Raw genomic sequence first — 20548 nt, forward strand, 5'->3', positions numbered from 1 at the left:
TTAGAACTTGACCGGCATTAGAACTTGACCCACAGGCGGCCGAAGTAAGAAGCGCCGTTCAGGCCGAACTGCACGCTGTCGTACTTGAAGCCGTTGTCGGTTTCGTTCGGGTCTTGCGCGGTCGGTTTGACGTTGAAGATGTTGGTGCCGCCGAACGTGAACTTGGTGTTCTTGTTGATGGCGTAGGTGAAGCTCAGGTCAGCCGAGGTCTTCGCTTCGTAGTGCGCGTTCGGCACGCCGGCCGCCGTGCCGTCGAAGGTACCCAGCGTCTGCGGGCCGAAGTGGATCACCTTCAGGTCCGTCTCCAGCGCGCCCGTCACGTAGTCGAAGCCCAGCGTGAACTTGGAGCGGGGGCCGCCCTGTTCGATGAACAGGCGCTCGCGCTCGGACAGCAGCACGTCTTCATAGCCCTTGAGCGAAGCGGGGGCGTGGATGCCCGTCACTTCGGTCTTGCTGAAGTTGGCCGCCAGGTAGGTGGTCATCTTGTTGGGGCCGAAGTTGGTCTTGTGCGAAGCCGTCAGGTCCAGGCCGCTGGTCTTGGTGTCGACCGAGTTGACGAAGAACTGGGCCTGGCCCACGCCCAGGGTAGACAGCTTGGCCGCCAGCTCGGGGTAGTTGTCGGCGTCGAAGCGGCCCGACAGCACGATGCGATCCTTGATCTTGATCTGGTACAGGTCGGCCGTGACGGAGACGTTGTTACGCGGGGTCCAGGTGGTGCCCAGCGTGAAGCTGGTCGACTTCTCTTCCTTCAGCTTGGGAATGCCGGCCAGGTTGGCCACCGGGCCGCCGTTCGGGGCCAGCACCACGTCGGTCGGCACGCCGGCCACGAAGTCGGTGAAGGTGGACGAGAAGTACACCTGCTGCAGCGACGGCGCGCGGAAGCCGGTCGAGGCCGAGCCGCGCAGCAGCACGTTGTCGGCCGCGCGCACGCTGCCGGCCAGCTTGCCGGTGACGGTGGAGCCGAAGTCGCTGTAGTTCTCGTAGCGCACCGCGGCCTGGGTCTTGACGATGGAGTTCAGGTCCAGTTCCACGTCCAGGTAGGCGGCCGTGCTGTGGCGCTTGGCGTTGGTGCGGTCGCCGGGCTGGAAGCCGGGGAAGCCCTGGCTGCCGGCATTACCGCCCACGCCCACGCCGTCGGCGTCGATGTAGGAACCCGGTTCGCCGGCGAAGATCTTGTAGGTCTCGCTGCGGTATTCGCCGCCGAAGGCCACGTTCATGCCGCTCAGCACGGTGTCATAGAAGCGGGTGAAGTCGACGTTGGTGGTCAGCTGCTGGAACGAGAAGCCGCCCGCGTCGAAGCGGTCGGGGCTGATGCCCTTGCCGCCGGCCAGCAGGTCCTGGTTGGCGATGGAAGCGTTCAGCGTGTGGCTGATATCGTAGATCATCTTGTTGTAGCCGTAGGTCTGCGAGAAGTCCGCATTCCATTCACCGATCTGGCCGCGATGGCCGATGGTGGCGTACTGGTCGTCGATCTTGGCGTTGATGAAGGGCACGAAGCCGTCCGGGTACATGGCCGCCGAGTTGCGCGACGGGATGTCGTCCGAACCGATGCCGCCGCGGGCCCAGGCGGCGCTGGAGGCGTCGCGGCTCTGGGCGCCGGCCGTGAAGTAGAACTTGCCGGTGGCGCTGGTAGGCAGTTCGCCGTTCACGTACAGGGTCTGGTTCTGGGCCTTGGTGTCGCCGATGATGCGCGGGTTGCCCGGTTCGGCGCGATTGGAGCGGCCGCGGTCCAGGTATTCGCCCGTGATGCCGATCACGCCCTTGTCGCCGATGGCCACGCCGCAGTAGGCTGAGGCCAGGTAGTTCTTGCCGTCGCCTACCGAGTACTGGCTGTAGCCGGCTACCGCTTCGCAGCCCAGGCTCTTTTTCAGGCCGATGTCCATCACGCCGGCGATGGCGTCCGAGCCGTACTGGGCCGCGGCGCCGTCGCGCAGCACTTGCACGTCCTTGATGGCCAGCATGGGGATGGCGTTCATGTCGGTGCCCGTGTTGCCGCGGTTGCGCGCGCCGAACAGGTTGACCAGGGCCGTCGTGTGGCGGCGCTTGCCGTTCACCAGCACCAGGGTCTGGTCCGAACCGAGGCCGCGCAGGGCGGCCGAGTCCACCAGGTCGGCGCCGTCGGCGCCGGTCTGGCGGGTCGAGTTGAAGGAGGGCGAGATGTTGGTCAGCGTCTGGGCCAGGTCGAACTGGCCGCCCGATTCCGCCACCTTGTTCATCGGGATCACGTCGACCGGAACCACGGTGTCGGTGGCGGAGCTGGTGGCGCGGCGCGAACCGACCACGCTCACGGTCTGCATGCCGGCGTCGGTGGTTTGGGCGTAGGCTTCCGGCGTCATCATGGCCAGGGCAGCACTGCCGTACAGGCTCAGCAAGACGGCTTTACGTAAGGTTGAAGTAGCGAACACGTTGGCGTCTCCCAATGAAAAGCCTGATTCTAGACAACTTATTCATTGGTATATGCAAATTCTTATCGCTATGGCAATAAAAAAGCAGATAACTGTGCCGTTTTGCATACAAACGCGGCGCGCAATCGTGCGCGCCGCGTCTATCGTGTAGAAATCAGCAAGATTGCCCGGGCGAGGGCAGCAGGCGAGCCGCGCCGCTGATGGCGATGCGGCCGTCGCGCAGGGCGGTGCGGATCAGGCAGGGCTGGCCCAGCGGCGCACCCTGATACAGCGTGACGGCCCGGCCCAGATGGACGGTGAGGGCGCCGGCCGCCACGCCGGTGGCCGTGTCTTCCAGGGCCGGGTCCACGTGGTTGAAGTTGCGGCCTTCATAGGTGCCGTCGGCGCGCCGGCTATATACATAGCAGCCGCTCACGCCGTGGGTGCGGCCCCAGTCCGTGATGCGGGCCAGGTCGGGGCGCAGGCCGTGCAGGGTGGCGCTGTCGGCCACTTCCAGCAGCAGCTTGGGACTGCCGACGGAGGCGATGACGGGGGGCGAGGCCAGCACCAGGCCGGGCGCGGCCAGCAAGGCGGCCGGCAAGTCCGGCGCCACCGGCACGGCCGGCGGCACCTGGGGCGCCAGCAGGATGGCGACTTCGCCGCCGTCCAGCGCCAGGTCCAGCAGCTGGCCCTTGAGCGCCGTGCGCACGCGCAAGGCGGGCAGCCGTTCGCTCAGCAGTATGCGGCCCGCCGCCAGCGTCGCATGCAGGCACAAGGGGCTGCGGGCGTGCGGGTAGACGAAATCGAACACCCAGTCCGCCTCCTTGTCGCCGCCGGCGACGGGGTCGATGTACACGCAGGCGCTGCGCTGGCTGGCGCGCGCGAACTGCTGGCGCTGCTCCACGGTCGAGCGGTCGCCCTGGATCACGAGGGCGGCGTTGCCGCTGTCGGGCGTGGCGCCAAAGCATGTCACTTCCTGGATGATTTTTGTCATTTCTGTATCGTGTCATGGGTGAACATGGACTATACCGCATGTGCCAAATGGCGGTAAAATACTGTATATAAACACAGTATCAATGTCATGTCCGCCACCCTTCCTCCACCGCCGCCGCCATCGCCGCCGCCTGCCGGCCTGCCGGCCTATGCCGAGCTGTACTGCCTGTCGAACTTCTCGTTCCTGCAGGGGGCTTCCCATGCGGAGGAACTGGTCGCGCGCGCAGCCCAGCTCGACTATGCGGCGCTGGCCCTGACGGACGAGTGCTCGCTGGCCGGCGTGGTGCGGGCCCATGCGGAAGCGAAGCGTGCCGGCCTGCCGCTGCTGGTCGGCGCCTCGTTCCAGCTGCGGCGGGCGGACGGCCAGGTGGCGCTGTCGCTGGTGGCGCTGGCGCAGAACCGCAACGGCTACGGCAACCTGGCCGAACTGATCACGATAGGGCGCACGCGGGCCGCCAAGGGCACCTATCTGCTGACGCCGGACGACCTGGCCGCGCCCCCGTCCGAGTATGCCCACCTGCAAGGCTTGCCCGATTGCCTGCTGATCCTGCTGCCCCATTACCCGGCCCACCAGCCCGGCGACGTGGACCGGCTGCACACCCAGGCGGCGTGGCTGGCGGTCACCTTTCCCGGCCGGGCCTGGGTGGGGCTGAACCTGCTGCAGCGGGCCTTCGACGAGGCGCACCGCATCAGCCTGGCCGAAGTGGCCGTGCAGCATGGCCTGCCCGTGGTGGCCGTGGGCCACGTGTGCATGCACGTGCGCTCGCGCAAGCCGCTGCACGACACCCTGTGCGCGGTGCGCATCGGCAAGCCGGTGGGCGAGTGCGGTTATGCGCTGGCCCAGAACGCCGAGCAGCACCTGCGTCCGCGCCTGCGGCTGGCCAACCTGTATCCGGCAGCGGCGCTGGCCGAGACGGTGCGCATCGCCGGCCTGTGCCGCTTTTCGCTCGACGAGCTGCGCTACGAATATCCGGACGAGCTGGTGCCGCCCGGCCACACGCCCACCAGCTACCTGCGCCAGGAAACCTATATCGGCGCCCACCAGCGTTTTGCGGACGGCATTCCGGCCAAGGTGCAGCAGCAGATCGAGCACGAGCTGGAACTGATCGAAGCGCTGCGCTACGAGCCGTACTTCCTCACCGTCTACGACATCGTGCGCTACGCCCGCTCGATCGGCATCCTGTGCCAGGGCCGGGGCTCGGCGGCCAACTCGGCCGTGTGCTACTGCCTGCACATCACGGAAGTGGACCCGGCGCGGGGCAACCTGCTGGTGGAGCGCTTCATTTCCCGCGAGCGGGCCGAGCCGCCCGACATCGACGTCGACTTCGAACACCAGCGGCGCGAGGAAGTGATCCAGTACATCTACCAGAAATACGGCCGCACGCGGGCCGCGCTGGCGGCCGTGGTGATCAGCTACCGGCCCAAGAGCGCCCTGCGCGACAGCGGCAAGGCGCTGGGCGTGGACCTGGCCATCGTGGAAAAGGTGGCCAAGTCGCACCACTGGTTCGACGGCAAGCGCGACCTGCTGAACCGGCTGGCCGAATGCGGCCTGGACCCCACCTCGCGGCTGGCCCGCCAGTGGGCCACGCTGGCCCAGAGCCTGCTGGGTTTTCCCCGCCACCTGTCGCAGCATCCGGGCGGCTTCGTGATCGCCCAGGGCAAGCTGTCGCGCCTGGTGCCGGTGGAGAACGCGACCATGGAAGGGCGCAGCGTGATCCAGTGGGACAAGGACGACCTGGAAGAGCTGGGCCTGCTCAAGGTGGACGTGCTGGCGCTGGGCATGCTGTCGGCCCTGCGCCGCGCGTTCGACCTGGTGGGCCAGCAGCGCCAGTCCGTGTTCAGCATGCAGGACGTGCCGGCCGAAGACCCGGCCACCTACGACATGATGTGCGAGGCCGACACCATCGGCGTGTTCCAGATCGAGTCGCGCGCGCAGATGAGCATGCTGCCGCGCCTGCGCCCGCGCCAGTTCTACGACCTGGTGATCGAGGTGGCGCTGGTGCGGCCCGGCCCCATCCAGGGCGGCATGGTGCACCCGTATCTGCAGCGGCGCATGCATCCGGAGCTGGTGCAATTCCCGCCCGGGCTGGAAACGGCCCTGGGCCGCACGCTGGGCGTGCCCATCTTCCAGGAACAGGTGATGCAGGTGGCCATCCTGGCGGCCGGTTTTTCGCCGGGCGACGCCGACCAGCTGCGGCGCGCCATGGCGGCCTGGAAGCGCAAGGGCGGCATGGACAAATACCACGACCGCATCATCGAGGGCATGACGGCGCGCGGCTACGAACTCGATTTTGCCGAAGCCATCTGCAGCCAGATCCAGGGCTTTGGCGAATACGGTTTTCCCGAATCGCACGCGGCCAGTTTCGCGCTGCTGACCTACGCCAGTTCCTGGCTCAAGTGCCATGAGCCGGCCGCCTTCCTGTGCGCCCTGCTCAACAGCCAGCCCATGGGTTTTTACGGCCCGTCGCAGCTGGTGCAGGATGCCAAGCGGCACGGCGTGGTGGTGCGGCCGGTGGACGTGGCCGTGAGCGGCTGGGAGTCGACGCTGGAAGAACCGGCCGGCACGCGGGGTCAGCCGGCCGTGCGGCTGGGCCTGTCGCTGCTGCGCGGCATGCGGGCCGAGCCGGCCCAGCGCATCGAGGACGCGCGCGCCGTGCGGCCGTTCGCCTCCGTGGCCGACCTGGCCCGGCGCGCCGGGCTGGACCGGCACGACTTGCAGGTGCTGGCCGGCGGCAACGCCCTGCAGCAGCTGGCCGGCCACCGCCGCCAGGCCTTGTGGCAAGCCGTGGGCGCCGTGCCGGACAAGGACTTGCTGCGCCCCACCACGCCCGACGAGGAAGTGCCGGTGCTGGCCGCGCCGTCGGAAGGCGACACCATCCTGGGCGACTACCGGGCCCAGGGGCTGACGCTGGGGCGCCACCCGCTGGCCCTGCTGCGCCCGCAACTGCTGGAGCAGCGTTTCCTGCCCGCGTCCACCTTGCAGGGCTACCGCAACGGCCAGCTGGCGCGCGGCTGCGGCATCGTCACCGTGCGCCAGCGGCCCGGCACGGCCAAGGGCGTGCTGTTCATCACCCTCGAGGACGAGACGGGCAATGTGAACGTGATCGTGTGGCCGGCCCTGGTCGAGCAGCAGCGGCGCGAAGTGCTCAGCGCGGCCCTGTTGGGCGTGTATGGCGTGTGGCAGCGGGAGGGGACGGTCTGCCACCTGGTGGCCAAGCGGCTGGTCGATATGTCACATTTGTTGGGGCGCTTGCCCACGATAAGCCGGGATTTTTGCTGAAATCCCGCTAACACCTTCCAAACAGCATGCCGGTGATGGCAAAATAGCATTATGAAAACTTTAACATTGCGTCCGGCCATGCCGGAAGATGCGGCGGCCATCAGTGCCCTGATCGCCGACCTGATGCCTTACATGACGCTGGACGCCGATGGCGCTGGCGCCGAACGTTTCATGGAGAGCATGGCCGAGCCGGCCATTGCCGGCTATCTGAGCCAGCCCCGCTACCACTATCTCATGGGCTTTATCGGCTCCGCGCTGGCCGGCGCCGTGGCCGTGCGCGACCGCAGCCATCTGTTCCACCTGTTCGTGGCGCGCGAATTCCACGGTTGCGGCCTGGGACGCCAGCTGTGGCTGGCCGCCCGCACGGCGGCCCTGGTGGCGGGCAATACGGTGGGCTTCACCGTCAATTCGTCCGACTATGCCTTGCCCATGTACCAGCGCTGGGGCTTCCTGCCCACGGGGCCGCGGGTGGAGGAGGGCGGCATCGCCTGGGTGCCCATGCACTTGCCGCCCTGCGCATAGCAGGTATATGCACAGCCATAGCCGGCCGGCCACGGCGCCGGCCACAATGGCGGCAGCCGTGGTCAGCTGAGGCCGGCGCCCTGGTCTGGCGGGCTCGCGTAATAGCGGTGGATTTGCGCGGCCCAGGCCGGATCGGCCATGTTGGGCCAGTGCTCGGGGTCGAAGCCGGGCGCCTGGTCGAGCCGCTGCCTGTCGATATTGAGCGTGAAGCCCTTGCTGGCCGGATCCAGCGTCAGCGCCTGCCACGGTACGGCAAACAGCTTGGCGCCCAGGCGGAACACGCCGCCGTGCGCCATGACGGCGTAGGCGATGGTACCGTTGCGGGTGTCGAGCATGATTTCCCGGATCTGGCCCAGGTGTTCGCCCTTGAGGTTGCGCACCGGGTCGCCGATCAGGGTGCCGGCGCCCATCAGGTCGGGGCCGGGGCCGTGGTGGCCCGTGTCCACGTAGGCGCCGTCGGCATCGCGGTCTTCGTAGTGCATGGTGACCTCCCTGGAGTGAGTTGCTAGTTTGGTCCCGTCCGGCATGCCGGTCGGTTCGGTGCTTCACACTGCTGCCGGAAAGGCAATGATGTCTAAAAGAAATTAAATATCTGGCTATTTCCCGCCCCGTTTTTGCTCCGAGTCTACGCCTGGAACGGGAATTTTCGGGTGGGAATGATGAAGAATGACTCAGTTTAGGCTATAATTTCAATTTCCCGCACGTGCCATTCGGCACCATCTGCAATGACCAAATTTGTCTTCGTCACTGGCGGCGTCGTGTCTTCCCTGGGTAAAGGGATTGCCGCCGCCTCTCTCGCCGCGATCCTCGAATCGCGCGGCCTCAAAGTCACCATGCTCAAGCTCGACCCGTACATCAACGTCGATCCTGGCACGATGAGCCCTATGCAACACGGTGAAGTGTTCGTCACCGACGACGGGGCGGAAACCGACCTCGACCTCGGCCACTACGAGCGTTTCATCTCCACCCGCATGAAAAAGGTGAACAACTTCACCACCGGCCAGATCTACGAATCGGTGATCCGCAAGGAACGCCGGGGCGAGTACCTGGGCAAGACGGTGCAAGTGATTCCCCACATCACCAACGAAATCCAGGACTACATCCGCCGCGGCGCGGAAGGCTACGACGTGGCCCTGTGCGAAATCGGCGGCACGGTGGGCGACATCGAGTCGCTGCCGTTCCTGGAAGCGGCCCGTCAGTTGAGCCTGCGCGCCGGCCGCAAGAACACGGCCTTCGTGCACCTGACCCTGGTGCCTTACATCGCCTCGGCCGGTGAACTGAAAACCAAGCCCACCCAGCACTCGGTGCAGAAACTGCGCGAAATCGGCATCTCGCCCAACGCGCTGCTGTGCCGTGCCGACCGCCCCATCCCGGACGATGAACGGGCCAAGATCTCGCTGTTCTCCAACATCGAAGAGCAGGCCGTGATCTCCGTGTGGGACGTGGACACCATCTACAAAGTGCCGCAGATGCTGCACGACCAGGGCCTGGACGCCATCATCTGCGAAGCGCTGGACCTGGATCCGGCCCCGGCCGACCTGTCCATGTGGAGCAAGCTGATCTACACGCTGGAGCATCCGAAGTCGGAAGTGTCCATCGGCATGGTGGGCAAGTATGTGGAACTGACCGAGTCGTACAAGTCGCTGACGGAAGCGCTGCGCCACGCCGGCATCCACAACGAGGCACGCGTCAACATCGAATACATCGACTCGGAAGAGATCGAAACGCGCGGCTGCGCCGAGCTGGCCAAGTACGACGCCATCCTGGTGCCGGGCGGCTTCGGCAAGCGCGGCGTGGAAGGCAAGATCATGGCGGCCCAGTTCGCCCGTGAACACAAGATCCCTTACCTGGGCATCTGCCTGGGCATGCAGGTGGCGCTGATCGAATACGCGCGCCACAAGGCCGGCCTGGCCAACGCCAACTCGACCGAGTTCGACCTGGACACCGACCAGCCCGTGGTGGCCCTGATCGACGAATGGCAAGGCCAGGACGGCAAGGTCGAAAAGCGCGACGAAAATTCCGACATGGGCGGCACCATGCGCCTGGGCGCGCAAACCTGCGCCGTCAAGCCGGGCACGCTGGCGTCCGAGATCTACGGCGGCGTGGTGACCGAGCGTCACCGTCACCGTTACGAAGCGAACAACCACTACCTGCCGCGCGTGGAAGCTGCTGGCCTGATCGTGGCGGCCCGCACCCCGACCGAAGACTTGTGCGAAATCATGGAACTGCCCCGTACGGGCGAGAACGCCCACCCATGGTATATGGGCGTGCAGTACCACCCCGAGTTCAAGTCCACCCCGCGTGACGGCCATCCGCTGTTCACGTCCTACATCAAGGCCGCCCTCGCGCACCAGGCTGCCAGCGGCAAGCCCCGCCTGCACGCTGTGAAAGAAGGCGACCTGCAAGGAGATGCAGCATGAAACTGTGCGGATTTGACGTCGGCCTCGACCAGCCGTTCTTCCTGATCGCCGGCACCTGCGTGATCGAATCGCGCCAGATGGCGTTCGACACGGCCGGCGCGCTCAAGGAAATGACGGCCGAGCTGGGCATTCCCTTCATCTACAAGTCCTCGTTCGACAAGGCCAACCGTTCCTCGGGCACTTCCTACCGCGGTCCCGGCATGGACAAGGGCCTGGAAATCCTGGGCGACGTCAAACGCGAGCTGGGCGTGCCGGTGCTGACGGACGTGCACTCGATCGAAGAGATCGCGGCCGTGTCGTCGGTGGTGGACGTGCTGCAGACGCCGGCCTTCCTGTGCCGCCAGACGGACTTCATCACGGCCTGCGCCCAGTCGGGCAAGCCGGTCAACATCAAGAAGGGCCAGTTCCTGGCGCCGACCGACATGAAGAACGTGATCGACAAGGCGCGTGCCGCGGCCCAGGCCGCCGGCCTGCCGGACGATGTGTTCATGGCGTGCGAGCGCGGCGTGTCCTTCGGCTACAACAACCTGGTGTCGGATATGCGTTCGCTGGCCATCATGCGCGAAACCAACTGCCCGGTCGTGTTCGATGCCACCCACTCGGTGCAGCTGCCCGGTGGCCAGGGCACCTCGTCGGGCGGCCAGCGCGAATTCGTGCCGGTGCTGGCGCGCGCGGCCGTGGCCGTGGGCGTGGCAGGCCTGTTCATGGAAACCCACCCGACGCCGGCTACCGCCCTGTCGGACGGTCCCAACGCCGTGCCGCTGGGCCGCATGAAGGAACTGCTGTCGACCTTGATCGAGCTCGACCGCATCACCAAGAAAGCCGGCTTCCTGGAATCCAGCTTCAACTAATTGCAGCAAGCCGGTCCTTGTCCGGCGCCCGACATACCGCGCGCACCGGACAACGTCCCGTTACACAAGTGTGGTGTTGCATGCTTGTTGCCGCATAAAAATGCGCCTTTGCGTGCCATGCGTCGTTGCAAATCCTCGCGATAGCCCGCTATCGCTCCGGTTTGCGCCTAGCCTGGCGCACAAATGCATCATTTTTATAAGCGGCCCCAAGCATGCAGCACCACACTAAACCGCAAATTGCGCAGCAGACGCAGTGCGCGAACCGTTACGCCTAACCTTTGGAGAATGACATGAGTGCTATTGTTGATATTATCGGCCGTGAAATCATTGACTCGCGCGGCAATCCGACCGTGGAATGCGACGTTCTGCTGGAATCGGGTGTGATGGGCCGCGCCGCCGTCCCGTCGGGCGCCTCGACCGGTTCGCGCGAAGCGATCGAACTGCGCGACGGCGACCCCAAGCGCTACTTCGGCAAGGGCGTGCTGCAGGCATGCGAGAACATCAACACGGAAATCTCGGAAGCCATCATGGGCCTGGACGCCAATGAGCAAGCCTTCCTGGACCGTACCCTGATCGACCTGGACGGCACGGAAAACAAGGGCCGCCTGGGCGCCAACGCCATGCTGGCCGTGTCGATGGCTGTCGCCAAGGCCGCCGCGGAAGAAGCGGGCCTGCCGCTGTACCGTTACTTCGGCGGTTCGGGCGCCATGCAGCTGCCCGTGCCGATGATGAACGTCATCAACGGCGGCGCGCACGCCGACAACAACCTGGACATCCAGGAATTCATGATCATTCCCGTGGGCGCACCGTCGTTCAAGGAAGCGATCCGCTACGGCGCCGAAGTGTTCCACACGCTCAAGAAGATCCTGCACAAGAAGGGCCTGACCACCGCCGTGGGCGATGAAGGCGGCTTCGCACCGTCCGTGGCCAACCACGAAGAAGCGATCAAGCTGATCATCCAGGCCATCGAAGAAGCCGGCTACGAGCCAGGCACCCAGATCGCGCTGGGCCTGGACTGCGCCGCTTCGGAGTTCTACAAGGATGGCAAGTACCAGCTGGAAGGCGAAGGCCTGAGCCTGACGGCCACCGAGTTCACCAACCTGCTGGCCACCTGGTGCGACAAGTACCCCATCATCTCGATCGAAGACGCGATGGCCGAAGGCGACTGGGACGGCTGGGCTATCCTGACCAAGGAACTGGGCAAGAAAGTCCAGCTGGTGGGCGACGACCTGTACGTCACTAACACCAAGATCCTGAAGGAAGGCATCCAGAAGGGCATCGCCAACTCGATCCTGATCAAGATCAACCAGATCGGCACCCTGACCGAGACCTTCGCCGCCATCGAAATGGCCAAGCGCGCCGGTTACACGGCCGTGATCTCGCACCGTTCGGGCGAGACGGAAGATTCGACCATCGCCGACATCGCCGTGGGCATGAACGCGCTGCAGATCAAGACCGGCTCCATGTCCCGTTCGGACCGCATGGCCAAGTACAACCAGCTGCTGCGGATCGAGGAAGACCTGGGCGATATCGCTTCCTACCCTGGCCGCGATGCGTTCTATAATCTGAAGTAACCGTACCATGCGGCCGGAGCGATCCGGCCGCTTTTTCACACCATGCGTCTGATCACCCTCGCACTGGCGGCCTTGCTGCTGCTGATACAGTACCCACTATGGCTGGGGAAGGGGGGCTGGCTGCGCGTGGCCGATTACGAGGGGCAGGTGGAAGCGGCCCACAAGAAAAACGCGGAACTGATCGCCCGCAACGCCAAGCTCGACTCCGAAGTGCGCGACCTCAAGGACGGCACGGGCGCCGTCGAAGAACGGGCTCGCTATGAGCTCAGCATGATCAAGCAGAACGAAATCTTCATCCAGATCGTCGGCAAGGGCCAGGCCACGTCCGCCACCCCGGCCGCTCCCGTACCGGCGCAATAGACCACTTTTGCGACACCCAGCCCGGCCCAATGGCGGCCGTGGGCGCCATCAGCGTAATAGCCCATGCGTGCGCTTTCGATACTCGTCAGGCGTTTCTCCAGTCAAACGGCGAAACATGGAAATGAACGCTGACGAGCTGGAATATCCGAAATCCAACGCGATGCTTTCGACCGTCCGTCCTTCCGCCAGCAAAGGCATGGCCTTAACGACCCTCAGCCTTTGCCGCCATTCGGCAAAGGTCATCCCGAGGTCGCGCTGACAGCGACGCATCAGGGTACGCTCACTGGTGTTTGCATGGGCCGCCAGCTCAGCCAGAGAACGGCTGTCGCCAGGGCAGTTCTCCAGCATGCTGAGTACTTCCAGAACTACAGGGTCGTCAGAGGTTGGGAGGTAACTTCCCACTCTTTCCGCCCGGGCGAGCATGTCGACGAGCACTTTTAGAAATCGGGCCTCGTCTTCCGCGGGCGGTACACCGGGTGGGTGCTGACGCAGATGCTCCAGCATCTCGCGTATCAGGGGCGTGACCGCCAGGGCGGTAACTTCGGTGGGGAATGCCGCGCACAGCGCCGCACTGACATAGACTGCGCTGTGCCATGCCGCCTTGCGATTTTGCCCAAGATGCTCGAGATTCGGCGGCAGCCATATTCCGTACTGTGGCGGTACCAGGTAGTGGCCTCCCACAAACTGCACCTCGATGATGCCGCTGACGGCAAATACGAATTCCCCCCAAGGATGGTTATGTGTCGGGTAGATGCCGTCCGCGGGCATGGGCGCGCTGCGAAAGAAAATTGTCGCAGGAAGCTCCTTTGCGAATGGTGCGACCAGGACCTTCTGTGTTCTCTTTTGCACGACTGACCATCCTTTATCGGTGACGGGATTGATTTTGATGCCGACCGAAACGAGCGATGTTTTGGCGGATTCTCACTATATCAAGAAAAGCCGCCTGACAGATAATGCGCTTTGTCTTGAAAGGATGCCTCATGAGCGCGCATAAGAATATGGATGGGCAAGCGGCTGTCGCTATGACCGTGCTCTGTCTCGTATGGAGCATGCAGCAGATCGGCCTGAAAGCGACGGCTCTCGATGCAAGCCCGATCCTGCAAGTTGCGCTTCGGTCTGGCATCGCCGCTGTCCTTGTGGGCATCTTCATGCTCCTTCGCCGGGAAAAGCTAATTTCCCCGTCCTTGCCTTGGCGCGCGGGACTGGGGGCCGGGGTGTTATTCGCCATGGAGTATCTCCTGCTTGGCGCTGGCCTTCGCCTTACCAGTTCCGCCCATGGCGTAGTCTTTCTTTATACTGGGCCGCTTTTCGCGTCCGTAGGGCTACATTTCAACCTGCGCTCGGAACGTTTGACGCCATTCCAATGGCTGGGCATCCTGCTTGCGTTCGCTGGCATCGTGATCGCCTTTACATCACCGGCCAACGGGCAGGATTCTGGCAATGCCACTTCCTTGTTGGGGGACGCATTGTGCTTGTTTGCGGGGGCAGTGTGGGGCGCTACCACCGTACTGGTGCGATGCTCCGGCCTGGCGCGGGTTTCCGCGTCTCAAACAACAATCTTCCAGTTGGCAGTCGCTTTTGTCGTGCTTACGTCGGCCGCCCTGGTGCTAGGGCAATGGTCATTCGACCCAACACCGCGCCTGGTTGCCAACCTGATTTTTCAATCAGTGATAGTTTCGTTCTTGAGCTTGCTAGCATGGTTCGCCTTGCTACGCCGATACCTGGCGTCCAGGCTCGGTGCCTTCTCCTTCATGACACCGCTGTTTGGCGTCGCCCTGGGTGCATGGCTATTGAACGAAAGAATTAATGCTGGATTCTTGGTTGGCGCGTGCTTCGTCGTCGCTGGCATCATCTGCGTCAGCTGCTACGAATGGCTGGAGCCGCGCTTATTGCTGGTAAAGTTGGTGAAGACTAAATAGTCCCGAACCTGGGCATTTCGCGCAGCACGGGATAGGTCGCCTATTTTTAGGAAGGAGGGCTTGCCATGTCTGACATTCATGCCTCGATGAGAGAAAGAGTTCAGGCCAGTTTTGCACTGCAAAGCGCCATGGCCTTGATACGGGCCACATTGCCCGTGGTCGAACCAGGCCAGACCGAAATTCATCTGAAGCATTGGGACGGCATCGAGCAGCAGCATGGTTTTATCCATGGTGGCGTGGTCGGGATGATCGCTGATTCAGCCGCCGGCTATGCAGCCATGACGCTGGTGCCGAACGATGCTTCTGTCCTTACTGTCGAATACAAAATGAACCTGGTTGCGCCAGCGCACGGCGAGCGGCTGGTGGCGAGAGGACGTGTGGTCCGGCCTGGGCGGACGCTGATCGTGACGCAGGCCGAAGTATTTGCACTGCGCGGCGAACGGGAAACACTTTGCGCGCTGATGCAACAGACCATCATGGTGATGTACGGAAGACAGGAAAAATAGGATTTCAACCAGGCGGAGCCGTCCTACCGCAGATTTATCGTCGAGGAAATAGCAATGGCAGCATATCTTGAAGAGCAGGAACACGCCGTCCGCGGCAAGGCCGTGACGCTTGCACGGTTGATGGAAATGGCAGGCGCTGGGGAAAAAATTGCGATGCTGACTTGCTATGACGCCAGCTTTGCGTCCGTGATGGACAAGAGCGGTGTCGATATATTGCTTGTTGGAGACTCATTAGGCAACGTGTGCCAAGGACGCAGCACGACGCTCGGTGTCACTATCGATGACATTGCCTACCATACGGCATGCGTCGCACGCGGCAACCGCACAGCATTGCTGGCCGCCGATATGCCCTTCGGGACATATGGTACGCCGGAGTGCGCGTACGAGAACGCCGTCAAGCTGATGCGGGCCGGCGCCCAGATGGTCAAGCTCGAAGGCGGAGTTTGGCTCAGTGACACCGTACGATTTCTGGTGGCGCGCGGCATACCGGTCTTTGCGCATCTCGGCCTGATGCCGCAATACGTCCACCAGCTCGGCGGGTTCAAGGTGCAAGGAAAAAGCGCTGAAGCGGCTCAGCGGCTGAAGGAGGAGGCCCTGTCGCTTCAGGCTGCAGGCGCGTCAATGTTGCTGCTTGAGGCAATTCCCGCCACGTTGGGAAATGCGGTGACAGATGCGCTGGTCATCCCTACCATCGGTATCGGGGCTGGTCAGGACTGTTCCGGCCAGGTGCTCGTCATGCATGACATGCTCGATGTTTTTCCGGGTAAGAAAGCGCGTTTCGTGCGCAACTTCATGGCGGGCCAATCAAGCATTGAAAATGCCATTCGAAGTTATGTCGCCGCGGTGAAGGACAAGTCATTCCCGGCGGCGGAGCATTGCTTCTAACGTTTGAGGACGCGCCGGAAATAGAAATACGCTGTTGTCATACGGGTACCCCTCTGCGTAGGTTGTACAAGAGGCCATCATGCATCAGACTCCCTTTGAAATAACGGCGTCGACGACGGCGCGATTAGATCTGGATCAGCCCTTGCAGGCATATTCATGCAAGGACAGCCCGACCGATCGCAGGCAGCCGCTAGGGCGCGGTGTCCTGCCCGGCGACGATGAGCCGGACGCCAACATCGGCCAGCACGGCGCCGATGGCGGCCGGCGGCGGCTGGTCCGTCACCAGCACGTCGATGGCGTCGAACGCGCACAGACGGTGCATGAACGCCTTGCTGAACTTGGAACCGTCCGCTACCACGATCACCTGACGCGCCTGGCCCATCATGGCTTGCTTGAGGGATGCTTCCTCGTCCGACGGACAGGTCAAGCCCAGCGGGTCGATGGCGCAGGCGCCGAGGATCAGCTTATCGAACTGGTACTGCGCCACACCCAGTCGCGTTTGCGCGCCTTCCAGGCTGCGCTGCCAGGCATTGAAGCGGCCGCCCAGCACATGCAGTTCCACACCTTCCGTCTGGCCAAAGGCTTCGGCCACGTCGATCGAATTGGTCACCACGCTCAATGACGCCGCCGTTGTCGCGCGGGCCACCGCCAGCACCGTGGTGGACGTGTCGAACAGGACGCGGTCGCCGTCGCACAGCAGCCCGGCGGCCGCGTGGCCGATAGCCTGCTTGGCGATGGACGCGCCCGTGCGCTGCTCGTATTGCTCCACCCGCCGGCTTTGCGGCGGCAGCACCGCGCCGCCGCGCACGCGCAGCGCGCGGCCGGCTGCATCCAGCCGCACCACGTCGCGCCGGGCCGTGTCGCGCGTCACCCCGAACAGCTTGCAGATATCCTCGATGCCGATGCGGTAGTATTGGTCCAGGTGAGCGCGGATCGCTTCGAGCCTTTCCGCCTGGGGCAGCGTGCCTTGCTTGTTCATGGCCGCGCACCCAGGTAGGCGCGCAGCACGGATGTCACCAGGTCGTGATCTTCCTCCTGCGGCAAACCGGACACTGTGACCGTGCCGATCACGCCGGTGCCGCGCAAGGCCAGCGGGAACGCGCCGCCATGTGCGGCGTAGTCGGCCGGATCGACGCCGCTGTCGGCCTCGAAGCTTTTGCCCTTGCTGCGGTAGTGCGTGCCCACGTGCCAGGAGCTGCGGCCATAGCGCTGCACCACGTTGTTCTTGCGGCGCACCCAGTGGCCGTTGTCGGGCGTGGTGCCCGTCATCGCGTGATGGAACAGCTGCTGGCCATAGCGGGTGATGTCCACCGTGACCGCCTTGCCTAGTTCGCGGGCGCGCTCCACCAGCATCAAGCCCAGGGCCAGCGCATCGCCGTTCGAGAATGCGGAGAATTGCAATTCCTGTTCTTCGCGGGCCAGTGCCGCCAGCATGTTGCCATAGTCTGTCTGCATGTCGCCCTCGTCAAGCGAAATCGATGGTGCGCCGTTCGCCGTGGCTGCGGTAGGCGCATTCGATCACGCGCACCACGGCCACCGCATCCTCGGCCGCCACGGGCGCCGGTTTGCCCTTGGCGAGGGCCAGGTGGATGCCGCCATAATAGACCCGGTAATCGCCGGGGATGGTTTGCAGCGTGCGGCTGGTGCCGTCGGCGCCGGTGATGGTGGCGTAGTTGACCGGCAGGTCGTGCCCCCAGCCGGCGTCGCCGGGGCGGCCGCCGCCCTTGAGCGTATCTTCCTGGGTATCAACGCCGTACTTGATAAAGCTGCCCCGCGTACCGTGTACCTCATAGCGCGGCCCGCAAGCGCGCACCAGCGCGCTTGCGTGCAGCACGGCCTTGCGGTCGCCGTAGTCCAGCACCAGTTCGAACGCATCCTCCGCTTGCGCGCCCTCGCGCTGGATTGATATCTGGGCCGTAACGGATCGCGGAAGGCCGAACAATTGCAAGACCTGGTCGATCAGGTGCGAGCCCAGGTCCCACAGCACGCCCGATCCGGGCTGCGCTTGCCCCTTCCAGCCTGCCTTCACTTGCGGCGCATAGCGGTCGAAGTGGGCGCGATAGGTGTGGATGTGACCCAGTTCGCCCGATGCCACGGTTTGGCGCAACGTCAGGAAGTCGCCGTCCCAGCGCCGGTTTTGATAGGCGCTTAGCAGCAGGCCCTTTTCCTTGGCCAGCGCCACCAGCTCATCGCCCTCGGCGGCGGACAGTACGAATGGCTTGTCCACCACCACATGCTTGCCCGCCTGGAGCGCGGCCTTGGCCAGCGCATAGTGGCTGGCGTTCGGCGTGCAGACCACCACCATCGCGATGCCGGGATCGTCCAGCATCGCTTGCGGCGTGTCGTCCAGTTGCACGCCGGGGTAGGCCTGGGCCACCTCGTCTCGGTTGGCGCTGCGGCTGGAGATGCGGGCCAGCCGCAGGCCAGGGGTGGCGCTTATCATTGGGGCATGGAAAATGGCGCCGCCTACGCCATAACCGATTAGACCTAGGGCATATTCCTGCATGACTCATCCTTTTGTTTTGCAAATCGCTTACCGATTATAAGTCATTTGCACGATCATACTCGGTCCACCGCCCTACAGTCGAACGCCATCGGTGCCTGGATTCGATTTGAAGGCTGAACATCCTGTCACTTCCAACGAGACCGCGACGACTGCGATTACTGGAGCGTTCGGCCCAGTGCCGCCATGGGCGAAGTGCTTGGCATATTCAAGGGAAGGGACGACGCGCCACAAGACGGTCAAAGCTATGGTGCCATACGACGGGCGGCGGCGCGCCTGCCTGGCGTGTCGCATCGGCCACTCAGGCGCGAATGGCAAGTATCAAAATGGTGTGGATAAAGGTAGTATTACATTTGACACAAAGCAAGTAACTGCAGTTGACGGAATAACAAATCACTCGATGAGGAGACGTCAATGTTGTCGAATGTACGAATCGGGACCCGGCTGGGGATGGCGTTTTTTCTGCTGACCATGCTGTCCCTGGCGCTGGGCTGGATCGCCATCCAGGAAACGGCGGCCATGAACGACCAGTGGAAGTCCATCAAGCTCGATGCCCTGGCCAAGCGCAACGCCGTCAACCGCGGCACCATCGCCCTCGGCGACGGCATCCACCACTTCAAGAACTTCGTGCTGCGCGGCGGCGATTACGCCCAGAAATTCGGCAATGACATGTCGGCCGTGGAGCGCATCGCGGACGATTACAAGGCCATCGGCGCGCTGCACCCGGACGAGGAAAAATTGATGACCCAGCTGCGCGACGGCGCGGCGGCCTACCGTCACGACATGCAGACTTTGATCGCCATGCGGGCCAAGACGGACAATCCCAACGAACTGGACAAGGCCGTGGCCGGCGCCGACAAGCCTATCTCGGCCGCCCTGGTCAGCCTGACGGCAAGAACCGATGAGACGCTCAAGCAGGCCGACCTCAAGATGACGGACGTGAGCGCCGAGGCCCAGTCCCGCGTGCTGATCACGCTGGCCGTGAGCGTGCTGCTGACGATCGCCTCCGGCGTCCTGATCACGCTGAGCATCACGCGCCCCATCAGCCGCGCCGTCACGGTGGCCGAAACGCTGGCCCGGGGCGACCTGTCGATCGAGGTGGACAGCAGCGCGCGCGACGAAACAGGCAAGCTGCTGGCGGCCATGCGGCACATGATCGCCAGCTTGCGCCAGATAATAGACAGCCAGGCGCAGGTGGTGAACGCCGCCAACCACGGTAACTTCGACACGCGGGTGGACATGACGGGCTTGCAGGGCTTCCAGAAGGAGATGGGCGAGGCGCTCAACAACCTCGTCACCACCACCGGCGCCAGCATCAGCGATGTGGTGCGGATGATGGCGGCCGTGGCCGACGGCGACCTCGATTGCGTCATCGACAAGGATTACGAGGGCGCGTTCGCCGAACTCAAGGAATACTGCAACAACACGGTGCAGAAGCTGGGCCAGGTGGTAGCCGAGGTCAACAGCAGCGCCGAAGCGTTGGCCAGCGCGTCCGAGGAAATCAGCGCCACGGCGCAGACGCTGTCGCAGGCCGCCAGCGAGCAGGCCGCCGGCGCCGAGGAAACCAGCGCCGCCATCGAGCAGATGACGGCGTCGATCGCCGCCAACACGGAGAACGCCAAGGTCACGGACGGCATGGCCAGCCAGGCCGCGCGCGAGGCGGTGGAGGGCGGCGAGGCCGTGCGCTCGACCGTGTCGGCCATGAAGCAGATCGCCAAGAAAATCCAGATCATCGACGATATCGCCTACCAGACTAACCTGCTGGCCTTGAACGCGGCCATTGAGGCGGCCCGCGCGGGTCAGCACGGCAAGGGCTTTGCCGTGGTGGCGGCCGAGGTGCGCAAGCTGGCCGAGCGCAGCCAGCTGGCCGCGCAGGAAATCGAACAAGTGGCCACCAGCAGCGTGGACCTGGCGGAAAAGGCGGGGCGCCTGCTGGACCAGATGGTGCCCAATATCCGCAAGACGTCGGACCTGGTGCAGGAGATTACGGCGGCGTCGGAAGAGCAGTCGTCCGGCGTGGGCCAGATCAACAGCGCCGTGGGGCAGCTGAGCCAGACCACGCAGCAGAACGCGTCGAGCTCGGAAGAGCTGGCCGCCACGTCCGAGGAAATGAGCGGACAGGCTGAGCAGCTGCAGCAGACCATGTCCTTCTTCAAGCTGGGCGAGGGCGGGGCGATGGGGCGCGCCGCGCCGCGCCGCGGTGGCAAGCCGGCGCGGCGTCCGACCAGCAGTTTCAGCGCCCGCAGCAGCAAGGCGGCGCTGGTCACGGAGCCGGACGAAAGTAACTTCACCCGCTTCTAGCGGCATCAGGGCGTTGCCAGCTGGCCCCGGTATGCGCCGGGGCCGGTTGC

The 20548-nt window shown here is 64.2% G+C and carries 17 protein-coding genes; 10 read left to right on the forward strand and 7 right to left on the reverse strand.

All coding sequences use genetic code 11. The features are described from left to right. Positions 1–17: 17 nt before the first annotated feature. Both AC3WOS_RS10150 and AC3WOS_RS10155 read right to left on the reverse strand, forming a co-directional pair. The gene (locus AC3WOS_RS10150) at positions 18–2405 is read right to left on the reverse strand and encodes a TonB-dependent receptor plug domain-containing protein (RefSeq protein ID WP_492715807.1); all 2388 of its coding nucleotides are present in this window, start codon (positions 2403–2405) and stop codon (positions 18–20) included. Between the two features lie 154 nt (positions 2406–2559). Beyond that, positions 2560–3378, reverse strand: a complete 819-nt coding sequence (locus tag AC3WOS_RS10155) for a PhzF family phenazine biosynthesis protein (RefSeq protein WP_492715808.1) — start codon at positions 3376–3378, stop codon at positions 2560–2562. An 87-nt stretch (positions 3379–3465) separates the two neighbouring features. Between AC3WOS_RS10155 and AC3WOS_RS10160 the strand changes: the two genes are divergently transcribed. Together AC3WOS_RS10160 and AC3WOS_RS10165 are read left to right on the forward strand one after the other, a co-directional pair. Further along, entirely contained in the window at positions 3466–6657 is a 3192-nt protein-coding gene (locus AC3WOS_RS10160) for an error-prone DNA polymerase (RefSeq protein ID WP_492715809.1), read from the forward strand. 51 nt (positions 6658–6708) lie between these two features. After that, positions 6709–7179: a GNAT family N-acetyltransferase gene (locus AC3WOS_RS10165; protein ID WP_492715810.1), complete on the forward strand. Its 471-nt coding sequence runs from the start codon at positions 6709–6711 to the stop codon at positions 7177–7179. A gap of 62 nt (positions 7180–7241) precedes the next feature. Here AC3WOS_RS10165 and AC3WOS_RS10170 read toward each other — a convergent pair whose 3' ends face one another. Beyond that, the gene (locus AC3WOS_RS10170) at positions 7242–7661 is read right to left on the reverse strand and encodes a PRC-barrel domain-containing protein (protein WP_492715811.1); all 420 of its coding nucleotides are present in this window, start codon (positions 7659–7661) and stop codon (positions 7242–7244) included. 243 nt (positions 7662–7904) lie between these two features. Between AC3WOS_RS10170 and pyrG the strand changes: the two genes are divergently transcribed. The 4 genes from pyrG (at position 7905) to ftsB (ending at position 12384) form a co-directional block, all read left to right on the forward strand. Next, positions 7905–9599, forward strand: coding sequence for a CTP synthase (pyrG, locus tag AC3WOS_RS10175; protein WP_492715812.1), 1695 nt, complete (start codon positions 7905–7907; stop codon positions 9597–9599). After that, complete coding sequence (kdsA, locus tag AC3WOS_RS10180) at positions 9596–10450, forward strand: 3-deoxy-8-phosphooctulonate synthase (protein ID WP_492715813.1); 855 nt, start codon at positions 9596–9598, stop codon at positions 10448–10450. The genes pyrG and kdsA overlap by 4 nt, the downstream gene beginning before the upstream one ends. A gap of 290 nt (positions 10451–10740) precedes the next feature. Next, positions 10741–12024: a phosphopyruvate hydratase gene (gene eno / locus AC3WOS_RS10185; RefSeq protein ID WP_492715814.1), complete on the forward strand. Its 1284-nt coding sequence runs from the start codon at positions 10741–10743 to the stop codon at positions 12022–12024. 42 nt (positions 12025–12066) lie between these two features. Next, on the forward strand, positions 12067–12384 hold the full coding sequence (gene ftsB / locus AC3WOS_RS10190) for a cell division protein FtsB (RefSeq protein WP_492715815.1): 318 nt from the start codon (positions 12067–12069) through the stop codon (positions 12382–12384). Positions 12385–12432: 48 nt separating this feature from the next. On the opposite strand, the gene AC3WOS_RS10195 is transcribed toward ftsB, so the two are convergent. Continuing rightward, positions 12433–13233, reverse strand: a complete 801-nt coding sequence (locus tag AC3WOS_RS10195) for an AraC family transcriptional regulator (RefSeq protein ID WP_492715816.1) — start codon at positions 13231–13233, stop codon at positions 12433–12435. Between the two features lie 131 nt (positions 13234–13364). On the opposite strand from AC3WOS_RS10195, the gene AC3WOS_RS10200 reads away from it, so the two are divergent. From AC3WOS_RS10200 to panB, 3 genes are all read left to right on the forward strand, one after another. Continuing rightward, positions 13365–14303 carry a DMT family transporter gene (locus AC3WOS_RS10200; RefSeq protein ID WP_492715817.1) on the forward strand — a complete coding sequence of 313 codons (939 nt, stop codon included), beginning with the start codon at positions 13365–13367 and terminating at the stop codon, positions 14301–14303. Positions 14304–14368: 65 nt separating this feature from the next. After that, positions 14369–14809, forward strand: a complete 441-nt coding sequence (locus AC3WOS_RS10205) for a PaaI family thioesterase (RefSeq protein ID WP_492715818.1) — start codon at positions 14369–14371, stop codon at positions 14807–14809. A gap of 54 nt (positions 14810–14863) precedes the next feature. After that, positions 14864–15694, forward strand: coding sequence for a 3-methyl-2-oxobutanoate hydroxymethyltransferase (panB, locus tag AC3WOS_RS10210; RefSeq protein WP_492715819.1), 831 nt, complete (start codon positions 14864–14866; stop codon positions 15692–15694). A gap of 190 nt (positions 15695–15884) precedes the next feature. On the opposite strand, the gene AC3WOS_RS10215 is transcribed toward panB, so the two are convergent. The 3 genes from AC3WOS_RS10215 to AC3WOS_RS10225 are packed head-to-tail and all read right to left on the reverse strand — an operon-like array spanning position 15885 to position 18200. After that, positions 15885–16673: a DeoR/GlpR family DNA-binding transcription regulator gene (locus AC3WOS_RS10215; protein WP_492715820.1), complete on the reverse strand. Its 789-nt coding sequence runs from the start codon at positions 16671–16673 to the stop codon at positions 15885–15887. Then, on the reverse strand, positions 16670–17149 hold the full coding sequence (locus AC3WOS_RS10220; RefSeq protein WP_492715821.1) for a heme-degrading domain-containing protein: 480 nt from the start codon (positions 17147–17149) through the stop codon (positions 16670–16672). Before AC3WOS_RS10220 ends, AC3WOS_RS10215 begins: the two co-directional genes overlap by 4 nt. A gap of 10 nt (positions 17150–17159) precedes the next feature. Then, positions 17160–18200, reverse strand: coding sequence for an oxidoreductase (locus AC3WOS_RS10225; RefSeq protein ID WP_492715822.1), 1041 nt, complete (start codon positions 18198–18200; stop codon positions 17160–17162). Positions 18201–18647: 447 nt separating this feature from the next. Between AC3WOS_RS10225 and AC3WOS_RS10230 the strand changes: the two genes are divergently transcribed. Then, on the forward strand, positions 18648–20498 hold the full coding sequence (locus AC3WOS_RS10230) for a methyl-accepting chemotaxis protein (protein ID WP_492715823.1): 1851 nt from the start codon (positions 18648–18650) through the stop codon (positions 20496–20498). Positions 20499–20548 lie beyond the last annotated feature (50 nt).

The organism is Rugamonas sp. FW305-51 (assembly GCF_058786935.1).